At 35.5% G+C, this 24,924-nt stretch carries 26 protein-coding genes and 3 pseudogenes; 21 read left to right on the top strand and 8 right to left on the bottom strand.

The features are described 5' to 3' along the window. Positions 1-5: 5 nt before the first annotated feature. Positions 6-3,601 (bottom strand): annotated as a pseudogene (locus CVPH_RS10785) (DUF3683 domain-containing protein). A gap of 84 nt (positions 3,602-3,685) precedes the next feature. Here CVPH_RS10785 and hemJ point away from each other — a divergent pair. Then, positions 3,686-4,108, top strand: a complete 423-nt coding sequence (hemJ, locus tag CVPH_RS05960; protein ID WP_201340819.1) for a protoporphyrinogen oxidase HemJ — start codon at positions 3,686-3,688, stop codon at positions 4,106-4,108. On the opposite strand, the gene CVPH_RS05955 is transcribed toward hemJ, so the two are convergent. The 6 genes and pseudogenes from CVPH_RS05955 to CVPH_RS05930 form a co-directional block, all read right to left on the bottom strand. Then, positions 4,109-5,380: a chloride channel protein gene (locus CVPH_RS05955; RefSeq protein WP_201340818.1), complete on the bottom strand. Its 1,272-nt coding sequence runs from the start codon at positions 5,378-5,380 to the stop codon at positions 4,109-4,111. After that, complete coding sequence (cysM, locus tag CVPH_RS05950; protein WP_201340817.1) at positions 5,377-6,264, bottom strand: cysteine synthase CysM; 888 nt, start codon at positions 6,262-6,264, stop codon at positions 5,377-5,379. The genes CVPH_RS05955 and cysM overlap by 4 nt, the downstream gene beginning before the upstream one ends. 16 nt (positions 6,265-6,280) lie before the next feature. Then, positions 6,281-7,345 (bottom strand): threonine synthase, encoded by a 1,065-nt coding sequence (gene thrC / locus CVPH_RS05945; protein WP_201340816.1) that lies wholly within the window; start codon positions 7,343-7,345, stop codon positions 6,281-6,283. A gap of 9 nt (positions 7,346-7,354) precedes the next feature. After that, positions 7,355-8,632 carry a homoserine dehydrogenase gene (locus CVPH_RS05940; protein ID WP_425353108.1) on the bottom strand — a complete coding sequence of 426 codons (1,278 nt, stop codon included), beginning with the start codon at positions 8,630-8,632 and terminating at the stop codon, positions 7,355-7,357. Positions 8,633-8,806: 174 nt separating this feature from the next. Then, positions 8,807-9,244 (bottom strand): annotated as a pseudogene (locus CVPH_RS05935) (RNA pyrophosphohydrolase). Positions 9,245-9,263: 19 nt separating this feature from the next. Beyond that, a complete protein-coding gene (locus tag CVPH_RS05930; RefSeq protein ID WP_201340815.1) occupies positions 9,264-9,923 on the bottom strand; it encodes a Bax inhibitor-1/YccA family protein in 660 nt (219 codons plus the stop codon). 59 nt (positions 9,924-9,982) lie between these two features. Here CVPH_RS05930 and murD point away from each other — a divergent pair, with 59 nt between their 5' ends. The 17 genes and pseudogenes from murD to CVPH_RS05870 all read left to right on the top strand — a co-directional run bounded on the left by murD (position 9,983) and on the right by CVPH_RS05870 (position 21,007). Further along, positions 9,983-11,284, top strand: a complete 1,302-nt coding sequence (gene murD, locus CVPH_RS05925; protein WP_201340814.1) for a UDP-N-acetylmuramoyl-L-alanine--D-glutamate ligase — start codon at positions 9,983-9,985, stop codon at positions 11,282-11,284. 82 nt (positions 11,285-11,366) lie between these two features. Continuing rightward, on the top strand, positions 11,367-11,834 hold the full coding sequence (locus tag CVPH_RS05920; protein WP_201340813.1) for a restriction endonuclease subunit S: 468 nt from the start codon (positions 11,367-11,369) through the stop codon (positions 11,832-11,834). Positions 11,835-11,951: 117 nt separating this feature from the next. Then, a pseudogene (locus CVPH_RS11255) lies at positions 11,952-12,841 on the top strand (class I SAM-dependent DNA methyltransferase). After that, the gene (locus tag CVPH_RS11250) at positions 12,823-13,104 is read left to right on the top strand and encodes an HsdM family class I SAM-dependent methyltransferase (protein WP_425353107.1); all 282 of its coding nucleotides are present in this window, start codon (positions 12,823-12,825) and stop codon (positions 13,102-13,104) included. Before CVPH_RS11255 ends, CVPH_RS11250 begins: the two are co-directional and overlap by 19 nt. Continuing rightward, positions 12,989-13,276 carry an N-6 DNA methylase gene (locus CVPH_RS11245; protein WP_425353106.1) on the top strand — a complete coding sequence of 96 codons (288 nt, stop codon included), beginning with the start codon at positions 12,989-12,991 and terminating at the stop codon, positions 13,274-13,276. The genes CVPH_RS11250 and CVPH_RS11245 overlap by 116 nt, the downstream gene beginning before the upstream one ends. Before the next feature lie 235 nt (positions 13,277-13,511). Further along, complete coding sequence (locus CVPH_RS05910; protein ID WP_425353105.1) at positions 13,512-14,015, top strand: BRO family protein; 504 nt, start codon at positions 13,512-13,514, stop codon at positions 14,013-14,015. A gap of 292 nt (positions 14,016-14,307) precedes the next feature. Further along, the gene (locus CVPH_RS05905; RefSeq protein ID WP_281064678.1) at positions 14,308-14,853 is read left to right on the top strand and encodes a restriction endonuclease subunit S; all 546 of its coding nucleotides are present in this window, start codon (positions 14,308-14,310) and stop codon (positions 14,851-14,853) included. 17 nt (positions 14,854-14,870) lie between these two features. Further along, positions 14,871-15,515, top strand: a complete 645-nt coding sequence (locus CVPH_RS05900; RefSeq protein WP_201340811.1) for a restriction endonuclease subunit S — start codon at positions 14,871-14,873, stop codon at positions 15,513-15,515. A 357-nt stretch (positions 15,516-15,872) separates the two neighbouring features. After that, positions 15,873-16,109: a hypothetical protein gene (locus CVPH_RS05895; protein WP_201340810.1), complete on the top strand. Its 237-nt coding sequence runs from the start codon at positions 15,873-15,875 to the stop codon at positions 16,107-16,109. Further along, positions 16,075-16,941 carry a P-loop NTPase fold protein gene (locus tag CVPH_RS05890; protein WP_201342437.1) on the top strand — a complete coding sequence of 289 codons (867 nt, stop codon included), beginning with the start codon at positions 16,075-16,077 and terminating at the stop codon, positions 16,939-16,941. The genes CVPH_RS05895 and CVPH_RS05890 overlap by 35 nt, the downstream gene beginning before the upstream one ends. Before the next feature lie 36 nt (positions 16,942-16,977). Further along, positions 16,978-17,133, top strand: coding sequence for a DUF3800 domain-containing protein (locus CVPH_RS05885; protein ID WP_201340809.1), 156 nt, complete (start codon positions 16,978-16,980; stop codon positions 17,131-17,133). A 19-nt stretch (positions 17,134-17,152) separates the two neighbouring features. Then, complete coding sequence (locus CVPH_RS05880; RefSeq protein ID WP_201340808.1) at positions 17,153-17,296, top strand: hypothetical protein; 144 nt, start codon at positions 17,153-17,155, stop codon at positions 17,294-17,296. Between the two features lie 192 nt (positions 17,297-17,488). Beyond that, positions 17,489-17,920 carry a type I restriction endonuclease gene (locus tag CVPH_RS10200; protein WP_425353130.1) on the top strand — a complete coding sequence of 144 codons (432 nt, stop codon included), beginning with the start codon at positions 17,489-17,491 and terminating at the stop codon, positions 17,918-17,920. A 36-nt stretch (positions 17,921-17,956) separates the two neighbouring features. Continuing rightward, positions 17,957-18,787, top strand: coding sequence for a DEAD/DEAH box helicase family protein (locus CVPH_RS10195; RefSeq protein WP_225879656.1), 831 nt, complete (start codon positions 17,957-17,959; stop codon positions 18,785-18,787). Between the two features lie 69 nt (positions 18,788-18,856). Beyond that, positions 18,857-19,270 (top strand): type I restriction enzyme subunit R domain-containing protein, encoded by a 414-nt coding sequence (locus CVPH_RS10190; RefSeq protein WP_225879655.1) that lies wholly within the window; start codon positions 18,857-18,859, stop codon positions 19,268-19,270. Between the two features lie 40 nt (positions 19,271-19,310). Further along, positions 19,311-20,354, top strand: coding sequence for an HsdR family type I site-specific deoxyribonuclease (locus CVPH_RS10185; RefSeq protein WP_225879654.1), 1,044 nt, complete (start codon positions 19,311-19,313; stop codon positions 20,352-20,354). Beyond that, positions 20,351-21,007, top strand: coding sequence for a M48 family metallopeptidase (locus tag CVPH_RS05870; RefSeq protein WP_201340807.1), 657 nt, complete (start codon positions 20,351-20,353; stop codon positions 21,005-21,007). The genes CVPH_RS10185 and CVPH_RS05870 overlap by 4 nt, the downstream gene beginning before the upstream one ends. A gap of 46 nt (positions 21,008-21,053) precedes the next feature. Here CVPH_RS05870 and miaA read toward each other — a convergent pair whose 3' ends face one another. After that, positions 21,054-21,971 (bottom strand): tRNA (adenosine(37)-N6)-dimethylallyltransferase MiaA, encoded by a 918-nt coding sequence (gene miaA, locus CVPH_RS05865; protein WP_201340806.1) that lies wholly within the window; start codon positions 21,969-21,971, stop codon positions 21,054-21,056. Between the two features lie 80 nt (positions 21,972-22,051). Here miaA and CVPH_RS05860 point away from each other — a divergent pair, with 80 nt between their 5' ends. The 3 genes from CVPH_RS05860 to CVPH_RS05850 are packed head-to-tail and all read left to right on the top strand — an operon-like array spanning position 22,052 to position 24,920. Further along, a complete protein-coding gene (locus tag CVPH_RS05860; RefSeq protein ID WP_201340805.1) occupies positions 22,052-23,065 on the top strand; it encodes a CDP-6-deoxy-delta-3,4-glucoseen reductase in 1,014 nt (337 codons plus the stop codon). Beyond that, entirely contained in the window at positions 23,062-23,370 is a 309-nt protein-coding gene (locus CVPH_RS05855; RefSeq protein ID WP_201340804.1) for a BolA family protein, read from the top strand. The genes CVPH_RS05860 and CVPH_RS05855 overlap by 4 nt, the downstream gene beginning before the upstream one ends. A gap of 32 nt (positions 23,371-23,402) precedes the next feature. Beyond that, a complete protein-coding gene (locus tag CVPH_RS05850; protein WP_225879653.1) occupies positions 23,403-24,920 on the top strand; it encodes a lytic transglycosylase in 1,518 nt (505 codons plus the stop codon). Positions 24,921-24,924 lie beyond the last annotated feature (4 nt).

The following is a 24,924-nucleotide window of genomic DNA, read 5'->3' as shown; positions in this document are numbered from 1 at the left end:
TTCTGCTAATGTTTACCAAGTTCTTGTTCAGTAATCAGTTCAACTGGATAAATAGACTCAATATTGGCTGAGGATTTATAGCGTGATAAGCCTTGTCGACAAACGGGGCAGGTGGTGAGCATTTTCACGGGGTTGTTTGACTTAATACCAACCAAGTCTTTTTAAATTTAACTTGCTTGGCGATGTCTGCTCGTGCGACAGCAAATGTGCCTGCCTCGCCACAACAACGATCATTACTAATAACGTTTTGATTAACCAATTCAGAGATGACTTTTTTAGAATCGTCCAATTTGATTGGATCATGACAAGGCGCATGATAAAGGTATTGCTCATTTGTTGCGTTTAATTTAATATTGTGCTCTAGTAGGTATTCGTGAATATCCGTTAAGGTAGAATCTTTAAAAATATCATTCAGTTCATAGCTGAGTAACTGGTCAATACAAGTACCACAAGAGGTTAAAACATGCTTAATGTCTAAATTTAAGTGTATTTGCCATACGGTGGAACAAAACACGGTTATCAGTAGAGATGGCTTTGCCTTTAGCCTCGTCCCCGCTCGCTCTTTGAGGGTAACCACAACATAGATAACTTGGTGGTAAAACCACCTTAATGCCTTGATGATAAAGCAGTACAATTGTTGCTAGGCTAATTTGAGAGTAAAGACGCTCAGAGCCATAACCGGGAAAATAAAAAACGCTAGGCGAATCGGCGTTGGATTTTTCTGGATGTGAAAGAATGGGCACGGTATTAGCATCATTAATATTGAGCAGTTCACGCATAGGTGCAAGCCCAGTGTCCATGGGCAATGGTTTATCCAACAAAGTAACAAGTTCAACTTTAAAACTGGGTTTGCCCACGGTTTTATTAGGCTTTTTATACAAAAAAGGTTGCGCCATTCTTGAGGCAATATTTTGCACTTTATAGCTAAAATTAATCAACACTTTTTTTGGTTAATTTAATCTGCCAAGGCTGGGTCATGTTGAGATAAGCCATTGAGGCTTTTGAAGCGATATTAGTACGATGTTTATTTTGCTTGATTAAGACGGGACCTCATCTTAATAGAGACATCACCAAAATCAATATTAACTGGACAAGGGCTTGCACACTTATGGCAAATAGTGCAATGATCATCAAACTCATCAAACTCATCAAAATGGTTAACAGAGATACCACGCTTGGTTTGCTCTTCGTATAAAAAAGCCTCAGAGATAAGATTATTGGCACTAATCTTATCACGTGGTGAGTATAAAAGATTGGCTTCTGGGTACATGCGTGGTGCAAACATCTTTGCACTTGCCACAACGTAGGCATGATTTAACCATGTTATTAATTTTACCAATTTCACTACTCTCAAGGATTAATACCTCTTGTTCAACAAGGCGCAATGATGGGGTAAAGGCATTATCCAACCCACTACCGGGCATTAATTTTCCTTTGTTGAAGTGATTGTTTGGGTCAATTTTTGCTTTATATTGGGTAAAAGCTTGTTTGAATTCATCGGATAAATATTGGTATTTAGTCAAGCCAATGCCATGTTCGCCAGAGATAACCGCACCAAGGCTTGATGCCAAATGCATAATCTCATCCACCACAGATTCAGCTTTATGTAGCATTTTTGTATTGTGAGAATGTACTGGAATATTGGTATGTACATTGCCATCGCCAGCGTGCATATGTGTGGCAACAAATAAACGCACTTCACGATATTCTTGATGAATGACTTTGACTTGGTTGCGAATATCAATAAAGACATCACTCATGAGCAAATCATCAAGTGGGTGAGCGAATTCATTAATGTAGGAAATTACAAGCTGTGCTGTTTGTATCTGTTTGAAGACTTTTTGCTCATTAAGACGATTAAGTAAATCTAGCCATTGATTGCTGATTTGATTCAACTGCGTTAAGGCAGAAATAATTTTGTCTTTAATAAGATTGCTTTCTGGTTTGAGATTTTCAAAATAGGCTTTAATTTCAGCTAAAGTGTCAATTTTATTGCCAATAGACAAGCGGATATTAATATGCTCAATGCCGTCGTTATAGTCTGCTAGTTTGTCCAGTGGAATAACCACATCTTCATTGATTTTAAAAGCGTTAGTGTGGGCGGTATTGGCACGGTCTTTCCAAAATATTTTTCTTTTATTGGATGATTTAGCAACAAAACATTCACCATTGCGTTGCAAAGTAATGGTTTTTATTTTTTCAATTTGCGTGTCGAGTGAGGGCTGATTGTTAGCACTAATATCGATTAGTAGTATCATTTTTGGCAACTGTGGCTTATTGGCTTTGGTGGTGTAATGCACGGCTTTAATATAGCGTGCATCTAGGTGCTCCATGCTAATAAGGTCAACATCAGTATTGCTATCAACACTATTTTTAATATCAACAATGGTTGATACTGCCGATTTTAAATCATGACCAAAGAATTCCAAGCATAGCGTGTTAATATGTTCTAAAGGTTGATGCAAGATAAATTCAGCAGAAGTGATGAACCCATCACAACCTTCTTTTTGAATACCAGGCAGTCCATCTAAAAATTTATTAGTAACATCTTTGCCCAGCCCGATTTTACGTATATGATTAGTATTGATGGTCAAGGTTTTGGTTTTGATGATGGTTTGTGCATCATCTTTGAGTGTGTGTATTTCAAAACTCACTTTATCAAGCAGTTGGATTTTGTCTTGATTGTGATTAAGGCGTTTTACTTGCAACCAAGAGCTACCTGGCATCACCATTTTCCAAGACAGCAAGTTATCAATTGTCGTGCCCCATCTTAGGGATTTTTTCCCGCCTGCATTCATAGCAATATTGCCACCAATTGTGCAAGCATCTTGAGAGGTTGGGTCAACTGCAAATACTAAGTTGTGTTGATTGGCCAATTCACTAACACGTTTGGTAACCATGCCCGCACCAACATTAATACTGTGCATATCGTCAGTGGTATTTATATTGTCGATAAAGCTGAGTTTTTCAGTATTAATAACAGCAGTTTGTGTGTTTAGTGGGATGACGCCACCCGTATAGCCCGTGCCACCACCACGAGGAATGATGGTCAAACCTAGGTGGATGCAGGTTTTAACAATGTGTAATATTTCTTGTTCGGTATCTGGCGTGATGACCACGCTGGGATATTCCATTCGCCAATCGGTTGCATCAGTTGAATGTGAGACGCGTGATAAAGCATCAAAACGAATGTTATTATTATGTGTTACCTTAAGCAGGACATTTTTAATGCGTTGTTTGTTGTTTTTAAAATCGCTGAAACAATGCTTGAAATGACTCACTGCAATATCTGCCTGATTAAGAAGTTCGATGACTTGTGCGTTATTATCAGTTCGTGCTTTGATTGATTCTAAGCGTGAATATAGCGCTTGTATGAGCGCTCGCCAACGACGCTTGTTTTTAATTAAATCTTCCAGGTAAATAAGGGTTTCGATTAATCACCCACATATCGCCAAGCACTTCGACCTGTATTACGATTTTGGCGCAGTTAGTTTAGTAAATCCCAAGCATCAACGCCTAAAAAACGACACATAATCTCTTTGTCAAAAAAAGAGGTATAGTTGTAAGGAATTTCGCGATATTGTTTCAATTGAAAATTAATTAAAGTGGATTATATTTTACTATAATGGGTGCTTTGAATGCTGTATGTTTGCCCCAAAGGGGCTTTTAAAAAAGTGGAGATTATATGTTATGGATAAAAGCTTTTCATATTATTAGTGTGATTACTTGGTTTGCAGCGCTGTTTTATTTACCACGCATTTTTGTTTATCATGCAATGAGCAAAGATAAACCTAGTATTGAACGTTTTAAAGTGATGGAGCGTAAGCTTTATAAAGGTATTATGATGCCAAGTTTCATCCTAGCTAGTGTATTAGGATTATGGATGACTATTGATGGTTGGGCATATTATTCAACTCAATATTGGCTATATGTTAAGTTATTTTTAGTAATATTGTTGATTACATACCACTTTTATTGTGGCTATTTAGTGGGCATTTTTAAGTCTGATAAAAACACCCACTCTCATGTATTTTATCGTTGGTTTAATGAGTTTCCTGTGCTGATATTAGTGGGCGTTGTTATCCTAGTTGTGGTTAAGCCGTTTTAGTTATTTTTGCGTTAACTTTAAGTAACTCTCAGCCAATGCCTCATAGATTGGTGGCGTGGATATTTGTTTAGACATCCAATTAGCGATAAAGGCAATAATCAGCGCTGGAATGAGTAAATTAAGTGTATTTGTCATCTCTAAAATAACAAAGGCACTGGTCAGTGGCGCTCTAATAACAGCACTTAAATAAGTAACCATTGCCATAATGATAATAATTTGCGGGCTGATTTGTGAATAATAATGCCCCACTTCACTACCAATACCAGCACCAATAGAAATACTAGGCATGAATAAACCACCAGGAATGGTGGAGGCTAGAGAACTTAGCGTTGATAGATATTTCATCACAACAAAGTCACTACCCAGCTGATGCCCGGCTAACATTAATAACACTTCTTCACGACCAGAGCCTGCAATTTGACCTTTAGAAAGGTAGTTAAATAACGCAATAATTAAACCTAACATTAAGGCAACTACGACAACTTTAGTTTTGGTGTGCGCAATGAATTTCTTAATTAAGTAAAGAATGGTTTTTGAGAATAAACCACCTAAAATACCAGAAAATATCGCTAATGGCAGTAATTGCCAAATTAATGTCAAATCAATAAAATAAGCTGACATATCACTTAAGTAGACATCATTACCACGATATATAACTGCCAATAAGTAAACCAAGCCACTCATGATGGCGATTAAAACCAGTGCTTGTTTTTTGAGTTGACGACCTGTCTCTTCAAAGCTAAATAAAAAACCCGCAATTGGTGCATTAAAGGCGACGATAAGCCCAGCACTACCACCAATCGCAATAAGTGAATGGATAAGCAGTTTGCGTTTGAATTTAATGAATTGATTAAAGCCAAAAAATATTGAACCACCAATATGAATACTAGGCCCTTCAATGCCAATAGGTGCACCACCAAGCATGCCCATAAAAATAAGTACAATTTTTCCAATTGCCACCCTAAATGACAAGAGTTTTTCACGTATGGATTTATTACGAGAATCATTAGCAGCGATTAATTGTGGAATGCCACTGCCTTGAACATAATGGCAAAAATACTTAGCAATATAAACAATCAATACAAAAACAATGGGTGTAATGGCAAAACTTAAATAAGGCTTTGAGGCAATTAAATGCTTGAATGTGTGTTGAGCATAATCACTAGAAGCAAGAAAAAAATCAATAGCAATCACAGTAATAATACTGCTCAGTATTAAGGATGTATAAGTTTTTAGCCTACTAGGAAGTTGATGCGAAAGATATCTTTTCAACTAAACAATCCAGTTGATAAGTAACGGTCTCCTCGGTCACAAGCAATAGTAACAATAATGGCATTATTAGCTTGTTTGGACAATTCAATGGCTGCCGATACAGCACCACCAGAAGATACACCAGCAAAAATACCCTCTATTGTCGCCAAGTCTCGTGTAGTTTGTTCTGCTGAAGTTTGTGAAATATCCATAATGGTATCCACCTTGGAACGGTCAAATATTTTTGGCAAGTATGCTTTTGGCCAACGGCGAATGCCAGCAATTTGCGCGCCATCTTCGGGTTGTACGCCAATAATTTGAATGGCTGGGTTTTTTGCCTTCAAACTGTCTGACACGCCCATAATCGTGCCAGTCGTTCCCATGGCAGAGACAAAATGGGTGATTGATCCTTGTGTATCTTGCCAAATTTCTTGTGCAGTTGTATTAATATGAGCATTTGGATTGTCTGAGTTAGAGAATTGATCAAGCTGTTTACCCTTGCCTTGCTTTTCCATTTTATCAGCCAAATCTCTAGCACCCTCCATGCCTTCATCTTTAGTTACTAAGATAAGTTGAGCGCCATAAGCACTCATGGCATCACGCCTTTCTTGTGAAAGATGATTAGGCATAATTAAAATCATTTTATAACCCTTGATGGCTGCTACCATAGCGAGCGCAATACCAGTATTGCCGCTAGTGGCTTCAATCAAGGTGTCACCAGGGGATATTTCACCTCGTTTTTCACTATTCAACACCATGTTAAGTGCAGCTCTATCTTTAACCGAACCCGCGGGGTTGTTGCCTTCTAGTTTGAGTAAGATGGTGTTTGATGAATTAGGGTTGAGCCGCTTAAGTTTGACTAAAGGTGTATTGCCAATGGTCTGCTCTATGGTTTTGAATGTCATCACTTTTTAGTTAAAATTACATGTTGTTTAAAATGGCGTCTTTGACTTCACTCATCACTGGGTTAATGTTAATCATTTGATTGGTGTATTGTGAAATTGCTGTATCAGGGTCTTTTAAGCCATGACCTGTTAAGGTGCAAACGATTTTAGAACCTTCAGGAATTCTACCACTCTTAATGTCATGCATTGCACCTGCTAATGAGGTCGCTGATGCAGGCTCACAAAAAATCCCTTCTTTTTCAGTGAGTAGTTTTTGTGCACTTAGAATTTCTTCATCGGTTAATGCATCAAACCAGCCACCTGATTCTTTCTCAACTTTGTGTGCCAAGCCCCAACTTTGGGGATGACCAATACGAATGGCAGTTGCAATGGTTTCGGGGTTGTCTACCATTGCGCCCTTAACAAAAGGCGCAGAGCCTGCTGCTTGATAGCCAACCATTCTAGGTGTATTGTTTACTTTACCTTCTTTATGATATTCTGTATATCCCATCCAATGGGCTGAAATATTCCCTGCATTGCCCACAGGCAGGCAGTGATAATCCGGTGCGTAGCCAAGCTCTTCTATAATTTCAAAGGCAGCAGTTTTTTGACCTTGTAGGCGAAATGGATTGATTGAATTAACAATGGATACTGACGTATGTTCAGCCACCTCTTTAACCAAACGCATGCCATCGTCAAAGTCACCTTTGATTTGTATAATAACCGCACTATGAATCATTGCTTGCGCTAATTTAGCCAGTGTAATTTTTCCTTCAGGAATCAGCACAAACGCTTTAATACCAGCACGCGCAGCGTAAGCCGCAGCAGATGCTGAGGTGTTACCTGTAGAGGCGCAAATAATTGCTTTAGAGCCAGATTCTACTGCTTTGGTAACTGCCATGGTCATGCCGCGGTCTTTAAATGAACCTGTGGGGTTTAGGCCTTCGTATTTGATATAAATATCAACATCTTTACCCAGTTCTTTAGGAATATTTTCTAGCCGAATGAGTGGCGTATTTCCCTCACCTAAACTAATAATTCGAGTACTGTCATCCACAGGGAGTCTGTCTTTATAGCGTTCAATTAAGCCGGTATATCTCATTTTTTTTCCTTAATTAAGTGTTTCAACAAAGATAATTTTAACATCTTCTTGAACGTAGTCATGGGTTTGAATTTCTGTCACTGCCTTATTCAGTTCACTGGTTTTGATAAGATTGGTAATGATGGCAATGTGTGCATTATTTTTTTGATCAATTTGCTTTTGTATAACAGCCTCTACACTAATGTTATGATTGGCCAAGGTTGCTGTAATGTCTGCCAAAACCCCTGGCTTGTCAGTGGCTAATAAACGCAAGTAGAAAACGCTTTCAATATCATCAGTTTTACACTTTGGAATGTTTATTAATGATTGCCAGCCCAAAATATCATGATTTATAGTGCCTTTGATAATATCAACCAAATCAGCAATAACACTACTTGCCGTTGCCTCAGCACCTGCACCTGCACCATAATAAAGCGTTTCACCAACTGCATTGCCTTTGACTAATACGCCATTCATAACACCATCAACATTGGACAGTAGATGAGTTTTAGGTACTAAAGTTGGGTGTACATGCATTTGTAACTTGCTATCTAGTTTTTTAGCAATACCTAGGTGTTTAATAATGTAACCCAATTCTGCTGAAAAAGCAATATCTTCACCACTGATTTTGCTAATACCTTGTGTTGAAACTTGATTAAATTGTAATTTACAGCCAAATGCCATTGAGGCGAGAATGACTAATTTATGCGCCGCATCAATACCTTCGACATCAAAAGTAGGGTCAGCTTCAGCGTAGCCCAGTGCTTGCGCCTCTTTAAGAACGTCTTCAAAATCTCTATCTTTGTTGCGCATTTCGGTTAGGATAAAGTTACTTGTGCCATTAATAATGCCAGCAACTAATTCAATTTGATTGGCACTTAAGCCTTGCTCTAAAGATTTTAAAATAGGAATACCGCCCGCAACAGCCGCTTCAAACAAAAGATACGTGTTATTATCTTTTGCCAAAGCTAGTAGTTCGTTACCATGTATGGCAATTAAAGCTTTGTTGGCAGTAACGACATGTTTGCTATTTTTAATGGCTTGCTCGACCAAATCTTTAGCCAAACCTGTACCACCCATTAATTCTAAAACGACATCAATATCATCATTATTAACAATCTCAAACGGGTCTTGAGTTAGTTTAATATGCTCAATAGGGCAAATGCGTGTTTGGGTTGTGTCTCTTACAGCTGCATGAGTGACGTTAATACTATCGCCAGATCGGCGCGTAATTTGTGCTTGGTTTTTGTTTAACACATTCACCACGCCACCACCGACAGTACCCAGCCCTAAAATTCCAATATTCACAAGAAAAATCCCTAAAAACTAAAAAGGCATTATACCAAATAGGATGTTTTTATATATAGAGTTATTGAACGGAGCGGTGGTTTATTTGTCTAAAACAATCGCTGAACATTTAAGTGGGCGTAAATCGTAAATATTGATTAGGAATTTTGTGTTGATTATTAAAAAGCACAGGTGCTAGAGCTTTAGCATATCTTCATAAATTGGCTTTTTAAAATCAATCACATCTTCAATAGGACGCCAATAATCTACCCATGCCCAATCATCAAATTCTACCTGTGTATGTGTGTCTAGCTTGATATTGTTTTTATCTGAGAAAAGACGCAGTAAAAACCAAACTTGTTTTTGACCAATGCATACAGGTTTTTGTTTGCGCTTAATGTGGTAATTGGGTAAACCATAACGTAGCCATTTAGGCGTTTTGGCAAGAACACTTACATGTTCAGAGGACAGGCCAATTTATTCATTAAGTTCTTGAAAAAGTGCATCCAACTCACTTTCACCTTGTGGTAATTGCCAAGAATCTTGTTTAAGGCGCTTGGCTAGAAGTACTTGTTGTTTGTCATTAGTAATAACAATGCCAACATTAGCCCGATAGTCCTCACTATCAATCATACTACTTTTACGTCAGTGGCTAATCTTCGCCAGAAAATACACCTAGCAACTGCAACAAACTTAAAAATAAGTTATAAATTGAAATAAACAGGGTTACTGTTGCCATGATGTAATTGGTCTCGCCACCACGGATAATATTTGAAGTTTCAAATAAAATCAAACCACTCATTAGTAAAATAAACGCTGCAGATACGGTTAATGATAATGCTGGCATGGCAAAGAAATAAGCAGCAATTCCTGCTAAAAATGCCACAATAATACCCGCCGTTAAGAAACCAGATAAAAAACTAAAATCTTTGCCCGAAGTAATGGCATAAAAAGACAGCGATAAAAAGATAAGTCCCGTGCCCGTCATTGCCATAGCAATCAGTTCAGAGCCATTTGAAAAGGCGGTTGTATAAGCACCAATAACAGGGCCTAATGTTAGCCCCATAAAGCCTGTTAATGCAAACACTGCTAAAATCCCGTAACTTGAACTCTTCAGTTTATTGGTTAAATACAGCAAGCCAAAATAACCACCAAGGGTGATTAAAAGGCCAAAATATGGCAGGTTTAAAGACATGGCAAAATAAGCCATTAGCCCACTAAATAATAAGGTTGCAGAAAGTAATTGATACGTGTTTTTTAAAACGCTACTGATGCTAATGCTACGTGCTTGAGTGTTGACGTTTGTATTCATGATTTATGCCTCGTATGTAAAAGTGTAAAATACTGCCATTTTACAGAGGAAATAAACACATGAAACTGGTTTTAGGCTTAGGAAAAACAGGTTTTTCAATCGCTCGTTTTATATCAGTACAAAATATTGATTATAAGATTGCTGATAGTCGCACTAACCCACCTTTGTTGTCCAAATACACCAATGAATTTTTAAAATCATCCCCCACTCTTGGAGCTTGGACATTGGATTTATTAACAGGTGTTGATGAAATTTTCATCTCTCCTGGTATTGCCCAAAACGAATCCATTGTCATCTGGGCAAAAAAGCAAAATATTCCTATTGTCAGCGATATAGAACTATTTTCAAGATTTGCAAAAGCACCCATTATTGGCATTACTGGCTCTAATGGTAAATCAACAGTCACCCAATTATTAACACAAATGATTGCTGATGCAGGCATACAAGTCGCGATGGGTGGCAATATTGGCACGCCTGCACTGGATTGTTTAAATGATAAAATAGAGTATTACGTATTAGAACTGTCCAGTTATCAACTAGATTACAGCCATCATTTGAATTTAATAGCAGGTGTTGTGCTTAACATTACCCCTGATCATCTTGATCGATACCAGAGTTTTAAACACTACACCAATTCTAAATTAAGCCTACATCAACACTGCCAGCACTTAGTGATTAATTTAGATGAACCACTTGCACCCAAAAAAGCTAATGCTAAGCACTTTGGCATTAGCATACCCGAACAAGCAGATGATTTTGGCACAGTCACTTGCCACGACACCTACTATCTACTCAAAGGTGACGATATACTAATGAGCATTAACGAAGCGCAACTGATTGGCGAACACAATACAAGAAATATACTTGCAGCCCTTGCTTTAGGCGACCAAATCAAACTGCCAATAACGTCCATGATACAAAGCATTAAAAACTTTAAAGGACTAGAACACCGACTTGAATGGGTAGCAAAAAAACAAAATATTGATTATTACAACGACTCAAAAGCAACCAACGCAATCTCCACCATAACAGCAATCCAAGCCTTAATGCACAAGCATCAAAATATCGTATTAATCCTAGGCGGTATTGCCAAACAAGAAGACTACACCCTATTATTTAAACTCATCAATAAAAGCATTACTAACGTCGTCCTCATAGGGCAAAGCATCCAACAATTTGAACAAGAAATTAATACGAACACCAATCACGCCAAAACCATGCAAGAGGCTGTTAATATTGCCCGTTCAATGATTAATAATGGCGCAATTCTATTATCTCCAGGGTGTGCTAGTTTTGATATGTTTGATAATTTTGAACAGCGTGGGCAGGAGTTTAAGGAGATTGTAAAAATTAAATATTAATTTTTTTGTATTATTTAAGTCATAGACATATTAAATTTTTTTTATATATATAATTTCTAAGATAGACATTAATGATGGAGTTATGAGATTAAAAGATATTGCCACAATCAAAACAGGCTTAGTGCTTTCACGTAAGAAAGCAGCGTGCTATGATGTGCAAAAAAAGTATCAAAAAATTACTTTAAAATCTTTTTCTAATTCAACAAAAATAAACCCAAACTCTTTAGATGAGTTTATTTCTAATAGCGAAATCAAGCCAGAATACTTAACCCGAACAAATGATATTATTATCAGATTAAGGGCGCTAAATATTGCCATTTGTATCGATAAAAATGCACAAGGGCTGGTTATTTCGTCATTAATGAGTGTCATTAAGCTAAACGATAAAAATATTAATAGTAGGTTTTTAGCGTATTACCTCAATTCAAAACAAAGTCAAAAAATATTCAATACAGCCGTTAAAGGTACAGCCATACCAATGATAAGAACGGGAGATGTTGCGGAACTGGATGTTTTTTTACCACCAATATCAGCAAAAAAAAGTAATTAAAACCATGGATTTACTTTATAAAGAACAGGCGTTACTGATGGAATTAACCAAGAAAAAACAAATTTTTACCCAAAATATGCTAGATGCAATAATGAAACAATTTCAAGGAGCAAAATAATGGCAAAGACAACAAAAGAAACGATTAACAATATTGTTTGGAAGGCTTGCGATACCTTTCGGGGCACACTAGATGGAACGCAGTATAAAGACTATGTTTTAACAATGTTATTTGTTAAATACTTGTCTGATTTTTATCGTGAAAAATTAGAATTATTACATAAAAAATATAACAATAATAAAGATAGAATTGCTAAAGCCATCAAACTTGAAAAATTTATTCTTGATGATAAATACACCTTTGAATACTTATTCACACAAAAGAGTCGAGTGAATTGGGGCAAGTCATTAATAAAGTATTGGAAAAAATTGAAGAAGACAATCCTGAGAAATTAGAAGGTATTTTTAGAAGTATTGATTTTAATAATGAGGTAAATTTAGGCCGCACTAAAGAAAGAAACGCCATACTTAAACATTTATTAGAAGATTTTGCTGATTCAAGATTGGATTTACTCCCATCAATGCTAGTAGGGGATGATGTTATTGGCGATGTTTATGAGTTTTTAATTGCCCATTTTGCCTCTGATGCGGGCAAAAAAGCCGGGAAGTTTTTCACCCCAAGTAGCGTATCAATCTTATTGGCTAAATTGGTAGGGGCTAAAGAGGGCGATAGAATTTACGACCCCGCTTGTGGTTCTGGTTCGTTACTTATTAAAGCCGCTAAAGAAATAGGCAATAACAATTTTGCCCTGTTCGGCCAAGAGAAAAACGGATAAACCCAAACCCTTAGCAAAATGAATATGTTTTTACATGAAATTAACGAGGCAGATATTTGCTGGAGTGACACACTCAGAAACCCCCTACATTTAGACAATAACCATTTAATGAAATTCGATATAGTCGTGGCAAACCCACCTTTTTCGTTGGATAAATGGGGCGTGATGATTTAGAGAATGATTTATATAAGCGTTTTGATTACGGTTTACCTCCTAAATCAAAAGGCGATTATGTGTTTGTTTTGCATATGCTGTCTAGTCTAAATGCAGAAGGCACAATGGGCGTAATACTACCACATGGTGTGTTATTTCGTGGGGCAAGTGAAGGCAGAATTAGAAAACAAATTTTGGATAATAATTTATTGGACTGCGTTATTGGCTTACCTGCCAATCTATTTTTTGGCACTTCTATTCCCTGCAACCATTTTAGTTTTTAAGAAAAACAGACAAAACACCGATGTCTTATTTATCGATGCAAGCAAAGAATTTACTAAGAATAAAAATCAAAATATACTCGAACCCTTACATATTGATAAAATCTTAACCACCTATAAAAACCGCAAAGAATTAGAAAAATACAGCCATTTAGCCACACTTAAAGAAATCTAAGAAAATGACCACAACCCCAACATTCCAAGATATGTCGATACTTTTGAAGAAGAGGCAATTGTGGATATTGCCCAAACCAAAAAAGATATTAGCAAAATAGAAAAAGAACTTGTGAGCATTAAAAAACAAATGGAAGGCTATTTACAAGAGTTAGGGGTATGACTAAAGAAAATCAAACCATTAAACTGTTTAAAAATAAAAATATTAGAACACACTGGGATGGTGAAAAAGAACAATGGTTTTTTCTATTGTTGATGTGGCGGCAGTTTTAAGCGAAAGCAGCAATTCAACTGCTTATTGGAGAAAATTAAAACAAAGGTTAAAAGCAGAAGGTAATCAAAGCGTGATAATCTATCACGCTTTGAAAATGATAGCCGCAGATGGTAAAATGCAGCTAATTGATGTGGCAGATACTGAGCAATTATTACGCCTAATTCAATCCATCCCATCCAAAAAAGCAGAGCCTTATAAATTATGGCTTGCTAAAATTGGTAGTGAGCGTATTGCCGAGACAGAAGACCCAGAACTTGCTTTTGACAGGGCAATGCAAACTTATCTTGCTAAAAGCTATTCTAAATCGCGGATAAATCAACGCCTAAAAAGCATTGAAATCCGCAAAGACCTAACCGATGAATGGGAGCAAAGAGGCATAAAACAAGGTTTGGAATATGCAATATTAACTGATGAAATTACCAAAGCGTGGTCAGATAAAACTACCAAACAATATAAAAAATTTTAAAATTTAAAGCAGTAAAACTTCAGAGATAATATGTCAAATTTAGAACTGGTTTTAACCATGTTAGCCTAAGCCTAAACCGCTGAAATATCCAAAAAACAGCAACCAACAGGATTAAATAAAAATAAAATCGTTGCCCTAAAAGGCGGAAAAATTGCCAAACAAGCCAGATTAGAAATTGAAAAATAAACAGGCGAAGCAGTGATAAATAATAATAAGGCCAAACAATTGGATGATAAAAATGGATAAAGTATTGCAAATTCCAAAGGAGTATCAATAAACCGAAGTTGGGGTTATTCCAAAGGATTGGGGAGTGATGAGGTTGAGAGATATTGCTACTCTTGCCTCAAATAAAAGAATTTATTTATCAGAATACACAAAGTCAGGTATACCTTTTTATAGGGGCAAGGAAATATCTGAATTAAAAAACAATCAACTAATAATGGATTTATTGTATATCTCTAATCAAAAGTATGAAGATATTCAGAAAAAATATGGAGTATCACGACAAGGTAATTTATTGATAACTGCCGTAGGAACTCTTGGAAATATTTTTAGAGTAAAAGATGATACTAAGTTTTATTTTAAAGATGGAAATTTGATTTGGCTCAAGTTAATAAAAGCATGCCCTGAGTTTTTTGAATATTTACTTGAATACAATAAGAATAAATTATTAAAAAGTTCAATTGGATCAACTCAAAAAGCCTTGACAATTGTAGCATTAAATAAGATTAATTTTGGTTTGCCAGAAATAAAATCAGAACAACAAAAAATAGCGGGTGTTCTCACGACTTGGGACAGAGTCATTGACCAACAAACCGCCTTAATCCAACAAAAATAACAGCTAAAAAAGACTTAATGCAACAACTCCTCACAGCAAAAACCCGTTTTAGTGAGTTTAGCGATGATTGGAAGCTTGTTAAGTTGGGGGATATTGGTAAATTTAAAACAAATAGTGTTAATAAGAAAATAGTTAAAGGCGAGAAACTAATAAAATTAGTTAATTACATGAATGTGTATAAGCATGAAAACATCAACAATCTATCTGTTGAAAATTTGATGACAGTGTCAGCCAATAAGATACAACTTAATAGTAGCAACTTAAGAAAGAATGATATGTTATTTACGCCATCATGTGAAACACCAGATGATATTGGGCGCTCTATCGTAATTTTTGAAGACTTGGAAAATACTTTATATAGTTATCACTTGATGAGATTTGGGCTAAAATTAAAGCTTAACATTATTTATTCTCATTATTTTTGTAATACTTATTATATTTTAAAACAAATTTCTAGAGTTGCTACCGGTAGTACTAGATTTACTATTTCTATAAATGATTTCTCTCAAGTATTAGTTAAATTACCACCATCAACCAAAGAACAACAAAAGATCGCCCAAGTCCTAAGTCTTGCCGATGATGAAATAACAAAGTTACAAACCGAATCAGCCCTTTTTAAAACCCAGAAAAAAGGACTCATGCAAAAATTATTAACTGGGTAGATAAGGGTGAAAATATAATTACTATCAATAAACCAATAGAAATACCAGATAACAATATATTTGAAAATGATTTATTAGATAGAGAAGATATTATAGAGGATTTATCCCACTTAATTATTTCTGATACCCAGCCTTTTGTTTTTAGTGTTAATGCTGATTGTGGGGTGCAGGAAAAACTACTTTTATAAAATTATGGCAGGCTTATTTAACAAACACACAGTAAAGAGTATTTACTTTAGTGCGTGGGAGGATAATTTTACCAGTGTGACCCACTAATTGCAATATTAGGGGAGTTGAACGCTTATATTGAAGAAAATAATAGTGAATTAAAAGACAAGTTTTGAGGGTGTTAAAAAAATGGGTGGTAAGATTATTAGAAATAGCTTGCCAGTAGTATTAAAGGGGCGGTGGAAAAATTTATTGGAGGCGAGGCTGTTGCTCAAGTTGAGAACGATTTTACAGAAAATTCTACTAACCGTACTTATTGATAATTATCAAGAAGAAAAAACAACACTGGAAGATTTTAAAAATGCTATTTTTGAGATATTAAAGGCAATAGATAAGAGAGAACAAGCCTTTTGTTATTTTTATTGATGAATTAGACCAATGTAGACCGCTTTATACCATAGAGTACCTAGAGAGAATTAAGCATATATTTGGCATTGAACGCTTGGTTTTCGTGTTATCAATTGATAAGAAAAATTTAGCAAAATCTATTCAATCTCAATATGGCAATATAGATGCTAATAATTACTTAAGACGGTTTATAGACCTTGAATTCGATTTTAAAAATCCCGGTATTAATAAGTTTTGTGATGTTTTGTGTCAAAATTTTAAGTTAAACGATATTCTTGTGAGCAAAGAAATATCTGTTAATGAGGTACACGAAAGGGGTAGCTATTTATTTGCAATGAGAACACTTGCTACTGGATTTAACCTATCGCTAAGACAAGTGGAGCAAATTTTTATCAAATTACAAATTATTTTTAAAACTACCGAACATAGAATAGTTCCTAAACATCTTTTAGTATTGGCATTGTTTGGGTCTTTAAAATCTTATGATAATAATTTATACCTCGGCTTAATAAATAGAAGAGCAGAGGCTAAAAAGGCAATTAAAGCGTTAATAATAGCCATAAAAGATGATGAGTTTCGAGGTAATGAATTAGAGGATTTTAAAATTGAGATAAGTGCAATTATTGATACTACGACACTTAGTGATAATGAATTAGATGCTTTAATTAAACAAAAAGAAGATGAATTATTAACAATAGATAATAAAGATAGTCAAGAGTATTTAAAGCTTCGTTATTATATTGCAATATTAAAGTATTCACCTGGTGACTGGGACGATTATAGATACAATCAGATGACAAAAGCCGTAATAAAGAAAGTAGATTTTGCTGATAAATTTAATTTTGACTAATGCAAAATTACTAACTGAATAAATTGGAGTGAAAATATGAGTAATAAACACAGCGACTATATTATTTATGTTGATGAAAGTGGTGATCACGGGATGAGTAATATCAATAAATGCTATCCTGTTTTTGTGCTGGTATTTTGTATTTTTAAGAAAACAGATTATTTGCAAACAGTTATTAATATGCAATGGTGATAATTATTTTAAAAAGAGAATGGCGAACAAACAAAATAATGCAGTTGGCTTATCGGTATTAAAACTAGAGCAGAAAAATAAGGCTTTTGAAGTGATTAAAGATAAATTTAGAAAATATAAAGGACATTATAAAAGAGCAGGATTAAAGATTTTTCCAGATTAAAGCATAAGACAACAAAAAACCTTCGCAACCCTGCAAAGGTTTTTTGTTGAATACGAATTCGGCGTTCCTCAGGAAAAATTATAACATAAAGTAATAAAATGGTCGGCAATAATTTTATAGAGAGTAAAAAATGATTCCTAGAACAAACGAAAAACACCATTGCCTTATTAAAATCCATGGGTTGACTAGTTTATCACACCTAAAGAAATACACCACTATCGCGAGAATACCAATCAAGTGATATTAAAAGATATTTTGTTAGAACGATTGCAAGTTTTAAATAGTTTTGAGTATAAAAATAATCGCTATCTATTTTCAGCTAAAAATTTGGCAAAAGCGATTGGTAGTATTGATGTGCCTTTAAATGAGGGGCTGAGTCGTTCCAACCAAAAAATAACCGATCAGTTGCTTTTAGGTAATGCTTTTGAGGAGGTTTTGAGCGATGGTGTGCGTAAAAGTTTTAGTATTAACTATATTAATTTTGATAACTTTGATAATAATGTATTTCATTTTAGTGAAGAGTTTATTGTTGATAGAGTGGTTAAAAATCAGAGTAATAAAACCAGAAGACCTGATTTAGTCTTGTTTATCAATGGTATTCCTGTGGGCGTGGTTGAGCTTTAAAAATCAAGTGTTGATACGTCTCAAGGTGTTTCGAAAATGCTGAGAAATCAAAGAGAGACAGAAATACCGCAATTATTTAAATACGCCCAAATTACCTTGGCAGGTAATAATCACACGCCAAAATATGGCACGGTTGGCACTTCTAAAAAATTCTACGCATCGTGGATAGAGGAAGGCGGGCTAGATTTGACGCATTTGATTGAGGGCAGAATGCCAAGTGAATTGGACAAGGCTATTTTTTCCTTGTTTGCAAAACAGCGATTGATTAAGTTAATCCATTCGTTTACTTTGTTTGATGGTAGGGTGAAAAAAATTATCCGTTATCAACAATTTTTTGCGATTAAAAGTGCGATGAATAAAATCTCTAAATCCGATAATACTGGTAGGCGTGCTGGTGGTTTGATTTGGCATACCCAAGGTAGTGGAAAATCACTGACGATGGTGATGCTTGCTAAAGAGGTTAAAAGATTGATTGTGAATGCAAAAATTATTATCGTTACGGACAGGAAAGATTTAGACAGGCAAATTCACGATACGTTTAAAAATAGCGAGATACCTGCTAAAAAAGCCACCTCAGGTAAAAATTTAATTGAACTTTTGCAAAGTGGCGATATGAGCAGGGCGATGAATAATGTTTTGGTTAATAGTTGTTATATTGGCTTTACTGGCATGCCACTGATGAAAAAAGAGAAAAATTCTTTTGAAAAGTTTGGTGGGGAGATACATCGTTATACCATTGACCAAGCTGTTAAAGATAAGGCAATTTTGCCACTTTTATATGAAGGGCGGTTTGTTAATCAATGGATTACAGATAAAAAATATATGGACAGGCGTTTTGACAAAATAGCCAAGAATTTAAGTGATTAACAAAAATTAGATTTAAAAAAGAAGTGGGCAAGATTTCAACGTATTGCAGGTTCTGAGCGTCGTTTAGAGGTGATTGCAGATGATATTTATGAGCATTTTAAAGCGCAAATCCAAGGCACTGGATTTAAAGCAATGTTGGTGAGTAGTAGTAAATATGAAGCCATTAAATATCATCAATTATTTGCAGAGTCTTATCCTGATATTAAAACTGCGTTTGTTATTTCCAAGTCTGATGGTGTAGAAGGTAATGAGGAGGTAGATGAAACAGAAGACAACAAGGCTTTTGTGAATGAGCATTGGAACAGGCTGATGCGACAATATGGTGATGAAGATAAATATCTTGCCAAGGTAAAAGATGAATTTGTGCATGGAGATGAGATTGATTTACTCATTGTTGTTAATAAATTATTAACAGGGTTTGATGCGCCAAGAGCAGGGTATCTATATATTGATAAGGAGCTTAAAGAGCATAATTTATTGTAAGCCATAGCAAGGGTTAATCGTCTTTATGAGGGCAAGGATTTTGGATTTATTATCGATTATCGTGGGCTACTTGGTGAATTTAGACAAGGCATTAACGACTTATTCTGGATTAAGTGAATTTAATGAGGATGATATTACCTCGGTAGTGTTCGATATTAAAGGTGAGATTGCTAGGGTTAAGACTTACTATACTAATTTGAAAGAATTATTTACAGGTATGGGCAATCAATCAGACCAAGAGAGCTATAAGGTTTATTTAGAAAATGAATCAAAGCGAAAGCAATTTTATGATTTTCTTTCACAATATGCCAGAACATTAAAAATAGCACTATCTTCTGATAAGTTAGATGATGTATTTAGTGATGATGAAATACAGGAATTTAAAGCAAAAATGCGATTTTATGCTGAATTACGAAAGTCGGTAAAAATTCGTTATTTTGAGGTAGTAGATTTTTCACAACATGAAAAACAAATGCAAAAATTACTAGATACTTTTATCAGTAGAGATGAAGTTAATCAACTCACTAAAACTGTTAATATCTTTGATGACGGTTTTAACAAAGAGATGGAAAGACTACAAGGTAGTAATGCTAGGGCAGATGCTATTTTAAGTGCCAGTAGTGCCTTTATTAGTGAAAAAATGGATTCAAATCCTGCTCATTATGAAAGGTTACCACAAAAAATAAAGCAAATTATTGATGATTATCGAGATAAGAGGTTAAGCGAAGAGGAAATACAGCAAATGCTTTTAAAGACAAATGATGAAAAAGAAGCTATGAATTATCCAAAGGAAATTCAGAATAATACCTTTGCTAAGATTATTTACGCCAATAGTGCTGATTATTTTTCTGAGTTATCGGATGATGATTTGATGCAGGTTAATATTAATTTTTCTTTAAAAGTGATAAGTATTTTTAAGCAGTTTAGTAAAAGACCAGATTGGCAAAATAGCACAGACATTAAAAATAAAATAAACAGCGAGATTCAAGATTTATTATGGCAGGTTGAAGATGATTTTAATATGAGTTTTAATATAGAAGAAATACTTGATAAGGTTAGAAGTATTAGTCTTAATAATTTATGAAGCCAATTATTATCAGGAAAGATATTAAAAATATTAATTTAAGAGTAAAGCCTAATTTTGATGTTGTTTTAAGCGCACCACTGAAAACAACTGATGAGCATATTGAGCATGTTTTAGATAAAAGAAATGATTGGATTGAGTCTAAATTGGCTTTTTTTAGAAGTAAAAATATTGCAGTGTCACAAGAATATGTAAGTGGAGAGGATTGCAAGTTTTTAGGCCGCCATTATCGTTTAAAAGTAACTCAAAGCCATAAAGAATCAGTAAAGTTAAAAGGCAGGTATTTGAATTTATTTGTTAAAAATAAAGACAATTTTATAAGAAAGGAGACGCTTGTTAGGCAGTGGTATTACAACAAGGCAGAAAAATATTTTCAAAAGGTATTAATAAAATATCAACCAGTTGTCAACAAAGAAATCAAGCGGGTCAGAATTAGAAAAATGAAAACTAGGTGGGGTAGTTGCAATCCTTCTAAGTCTTATATTAACCTAAATTCTGAGTTGATTAAAGCACCTATCCAATGTGTAGAATATGTGATTTTCCATGAATTAACGCACCTAATTTATCCAAATCACGATAAGAATTTTTATACTTATTTAACAGCGCATATGCCAAATTGGAAGCAAGTAAAGAATAGACTTGAAAATAATTAGGCTTACAAAGTAACCTTGTGTTTTGTTAATAATTTCTAAATAAAAATTACAGTTGAATAAAATCTAATACTTGTTGTATATCTGTATTCTGTAGAAGCAGTGCATCAGTTTCACTTTTCAGCCAAGTGCTTTGGCGTTTGCATAGTTGGCGGGTAGCAATGATGGCTTTTTCTATTATTTCTGCTTTGCCTATTTCGCCGTTTAAATATTGCCATGCTTGGCGGTAGCCGACACAGCGGATGGCAGGTAGATTTTCGTGGAGGTTGGGGTTTTGTTTTAGGGTTTTTACTTCGCCTAAAAAACCGTTGCCCATCATTGATAAAAAACGTTTTTCAATGCGTTGATGTAGTTCGCTTCGTTCGGGCATGAGAATAATTTTTTTAATAGGGTGGTTAATAATGGATTTTTTGTTGCCTTGTAGTTCGCTGAGTGTTTTGCCACTTAAGTCAAATACTTCCAGTGCGCGTGTGATTCTTTGTGCATCGTTTGGGTGGATGCGATTGGCGGCTTGAGGATCAATTTTTTTAAGGTTTTGGTGTAGTGCAATTGTACCTTTACTTTTAAGTAGTTGGTTGAATTTTTTTTTGGATTTGGGGTTTGACTTTGGTAATTTAGATAATCCATATTCTAATGCGTGGAAATAGAATGATGTGCCACCTACCAAAATGGGCAACTCGTTATTGGCAAAAGCGGTTTTGATTTGTGCATTAGCATCGTGAGTAAAGTCAAAGGCTGAGTATGAATCTTCTGGATTACAAATATCAATTAAGTGATGAGGATATTTTTTTAAGATTACTTTGTCTGGTTTGGCAGTGCCAATGTCCATGCCTTTGTAAATAAGGGCGGAGTCAACGCTAATGAGTCGAGTTTTGAATTGTTGGCTTAATTGAATGGCTAAATCAGTTTTACCTGAGGTGGTAGGGCCCATTAAAAATATCACGGTTTTGTTGATTTGAATTGGCATAAAAAGCTTTTAATTACTGGGTATTAATAGAACGCAACCTACATTATAATGTCAGCACAAAATTTATTAGACACAAACACATGTTTACAATTGAAAATCAAGTCAGTGGTAGAGTTTTCCAAACTGAGGGTAAAGACAATATTCTAAATGATGCATTGGCTCATGGGTTAAATTTTCCTTATGGTTGTCAGAAAGGTTTTTGTGGCAAATGCAAGGCGACTATTATTGAAGGCGAGGTTGATTATGAAGGTGAGATACCTTCTGGCATCACTCCAGAAGAAGTGGCAGAAGGCATGGCTTTATTGTGCCAATGCAGAGCTAAATCTGATGTTGCTTTGGTGGTGGCTGAGTTAGACAGTGTTGCAGATATTGAAGTGAGAACCTTGCCTTGTAAGGTGCAAAGCATCAATCATCTTAACCATGATGTGGCACAAGTATTTTTAAAAATTCCTGGTTCTGAGTCGTTGCAATATTTAGCAGGGCAGTATATTGATTTAATCCATCCTGATTTTGAGCCCCGTGCTTTTTCCATTGCTAATGCACCTAGTAATACGAGCTTGATTGAGCTCCATGTACGTTTAATTGAAGATGGTAAATTTACCAACTTTGTCTTTAATGAGTTGCAAGAGAAGTCACTACTTAAAATTGAAGGACCAAAGGGAGATTTTTATTTTAGAGAGAAAAGCGAAAAACCCATTATTTTAGTGGCTGGTGGCACAGGTTTTGGTCCTGTAAAAGCCATGGTTGAGCATGCAATTGAAACCAAATCTAGGCGAGCTATCCATATTTATTGGGGCGCAAGAGATGAGAAGGATTTGTATACTGATTTGCCTGAACAGTGGGCTAAAAGCCATGAAAATATTAGTTTTATTCCTGTATTATCACAAGCGAACAGTGCTTGGAAAGGAAGAACAGGCTATGTGCACGAAAGCGTATTGGCTGATTTTGAGCATTTAGTCGATTATGAAGTTTATGCTTGTGGTCCGCCAGCAATGGTTAAGGCCACAGCAGATACATTTGTGAAGCGAGGCATGTTTAAAGAAGATTTCTTTTCTGATGCTTTTGAATTTGCTTTTGAGGGTAGTACGTTATGAGTAATATGCAACAACATTTGACCGAACAATTAAAAACAGCACTAAGCCCAAGTCATCTTGAGGTGATTAACGAGTCTCATAATCATTCTGGCCCTGCCAGGGAATCCCATTTTAAATTAATTGTCGTGAGTGATTATTTTAACGATTTAAAACTAATTGAAAGACATCGCTTTATTAACCGATTATTTAAAGAAGAGATGAGCCATATTCATGCATTGGCAATGCACACTTATACGCCTGATGAGTGGCAGATGAAAAATGGCGCACCAGATTCGCCTAAGTGTGCAGGCGGTTCAGAATCTTAAAGTTTTTTAAACGGTTTTTATATCTTTCATTTTTGCTGTTTACTGCTTGTGAGGGTACGACAGTTTCAACGATTGTTATAAAAGTAGCGCCAAAACCAGTTCAAATTAATACTAGCGACTTGGTTGTCGAAAAAGACCTCTGGCGTTATATTGCTAATCGCTATACGTTAAACGCACCTAGCCAAAAAGAATTGTTCTGGCATATTGACTGGTTTAAAAAAAATCCTGATTATTTAATTCGTGTTACCAAGCGTGCACAACCTTATTTGCATTTAGTGAAAACAGAAGTAGAGCGTGCTGGATTGCCCATTGAAATTGCCTTGTTGCCCATTGTTGAGTCGGCTTATTATCCATTTTCTTATTCGCATGGCACAGCTTCAGGTTTGTGGCAGTTTATTCCTTCGACTGGAAAGCTATACGGCTTGCAAAACAACTGGTGGTATGATGCACGTCGTGATGTGCTAGCTTCAACTAAGGCGGCTGTTAGGTATTTGAAAAACCTTAATAAACTATTTAAGGGAGATTGGCTATTGGCAATTGCTGCTTATAATTCAGGCCCTGGGCGCGTACAAAAAGCCATTGCTAAAAACAAACAACAAGGAAGGCCAACTGATTTTTGGCACCTAGACTTGCCAAAAGAAACCAGAGGCTATGTGCCAAGATTGTTGGCAGTGGCGCAACTCATTAAGCACCCTGAAAGATACGGGCAAATAATCACAACAGTTAGTAACACACCTCAAATACAAGCCATTAAGCTTGATTCGCAATTTGATTTGGCATTAATTTCTGAATGGGCACAATTAGATTTAGAACAATTGTATACTTTAAATCCAGGGCTCAAACGCTGGGCAACGCCAAGTAAGGGTAGTTATAATTTATTATTGCCGATTGATAAAATCGTAACTTTTAAGAAGAATTTAGCCAAACATCCCAAAGAGGCCAGAATGAAATGGGTGCGTCATCAAATTAACCAAGGCGATAGTTTAAGCAAGATTGCTCATCAATTCAATACCACAATAAGCCAAATTAAGAGTGTGAACAATTTGCATGGCAATGTGGTTAAAGTAGGTAAGTATTTGATTGTGCCAATTTCACAAAAAAATGCCCAGTATTATTCATTGTCAGAAGCACAAAGAGAAGTGCAAAGAATGAATGCGAAAAAAACAGGTATTAAAATAGTTCATACCGTTGTTAGTGGCGATAGTTTATGGCTTATCGCCAGACAGTACAATACTCATGTAGATAGCATCATAAAGTGGAACCATATTACCAAAACCAAACCACTTCAAGTGGGAAAAAAATTGGTATTATGGCAGCCCAATTCAACCAAACCTAAAGACTTATCAAAGCTAGTCAATGCGGGTATAAATATCGATAGAAAGGTTACCTATTACGTTAAAAGCGGTGATAATTTGTCAACCATTGCACATAAATTTGGGGTGCGTGTTAGTCAGATTAGGCAATGGAACCAATTGACAGCTAAAAAACCACTACAGCCCAAACAAAAATTAACTATCATTGTTAATGTTGTTAACTCTAATATGAAATAAAAAT

Origin of the sequence: Abyssogena phaseoliformis symbiont OG214 (assembly GCF_016592595.1) — a bacterium.
Taxonomy (GTDB): Bacteria; Pseudomonadota; Gammaproteobacteria; order PS1; family Pseudothioglobaceae; genus Ruthia.
Note: the sequence above shows the minus strand (reverse complement) of the source record. Positions and strands in the feature narration are given on the sequence as shown.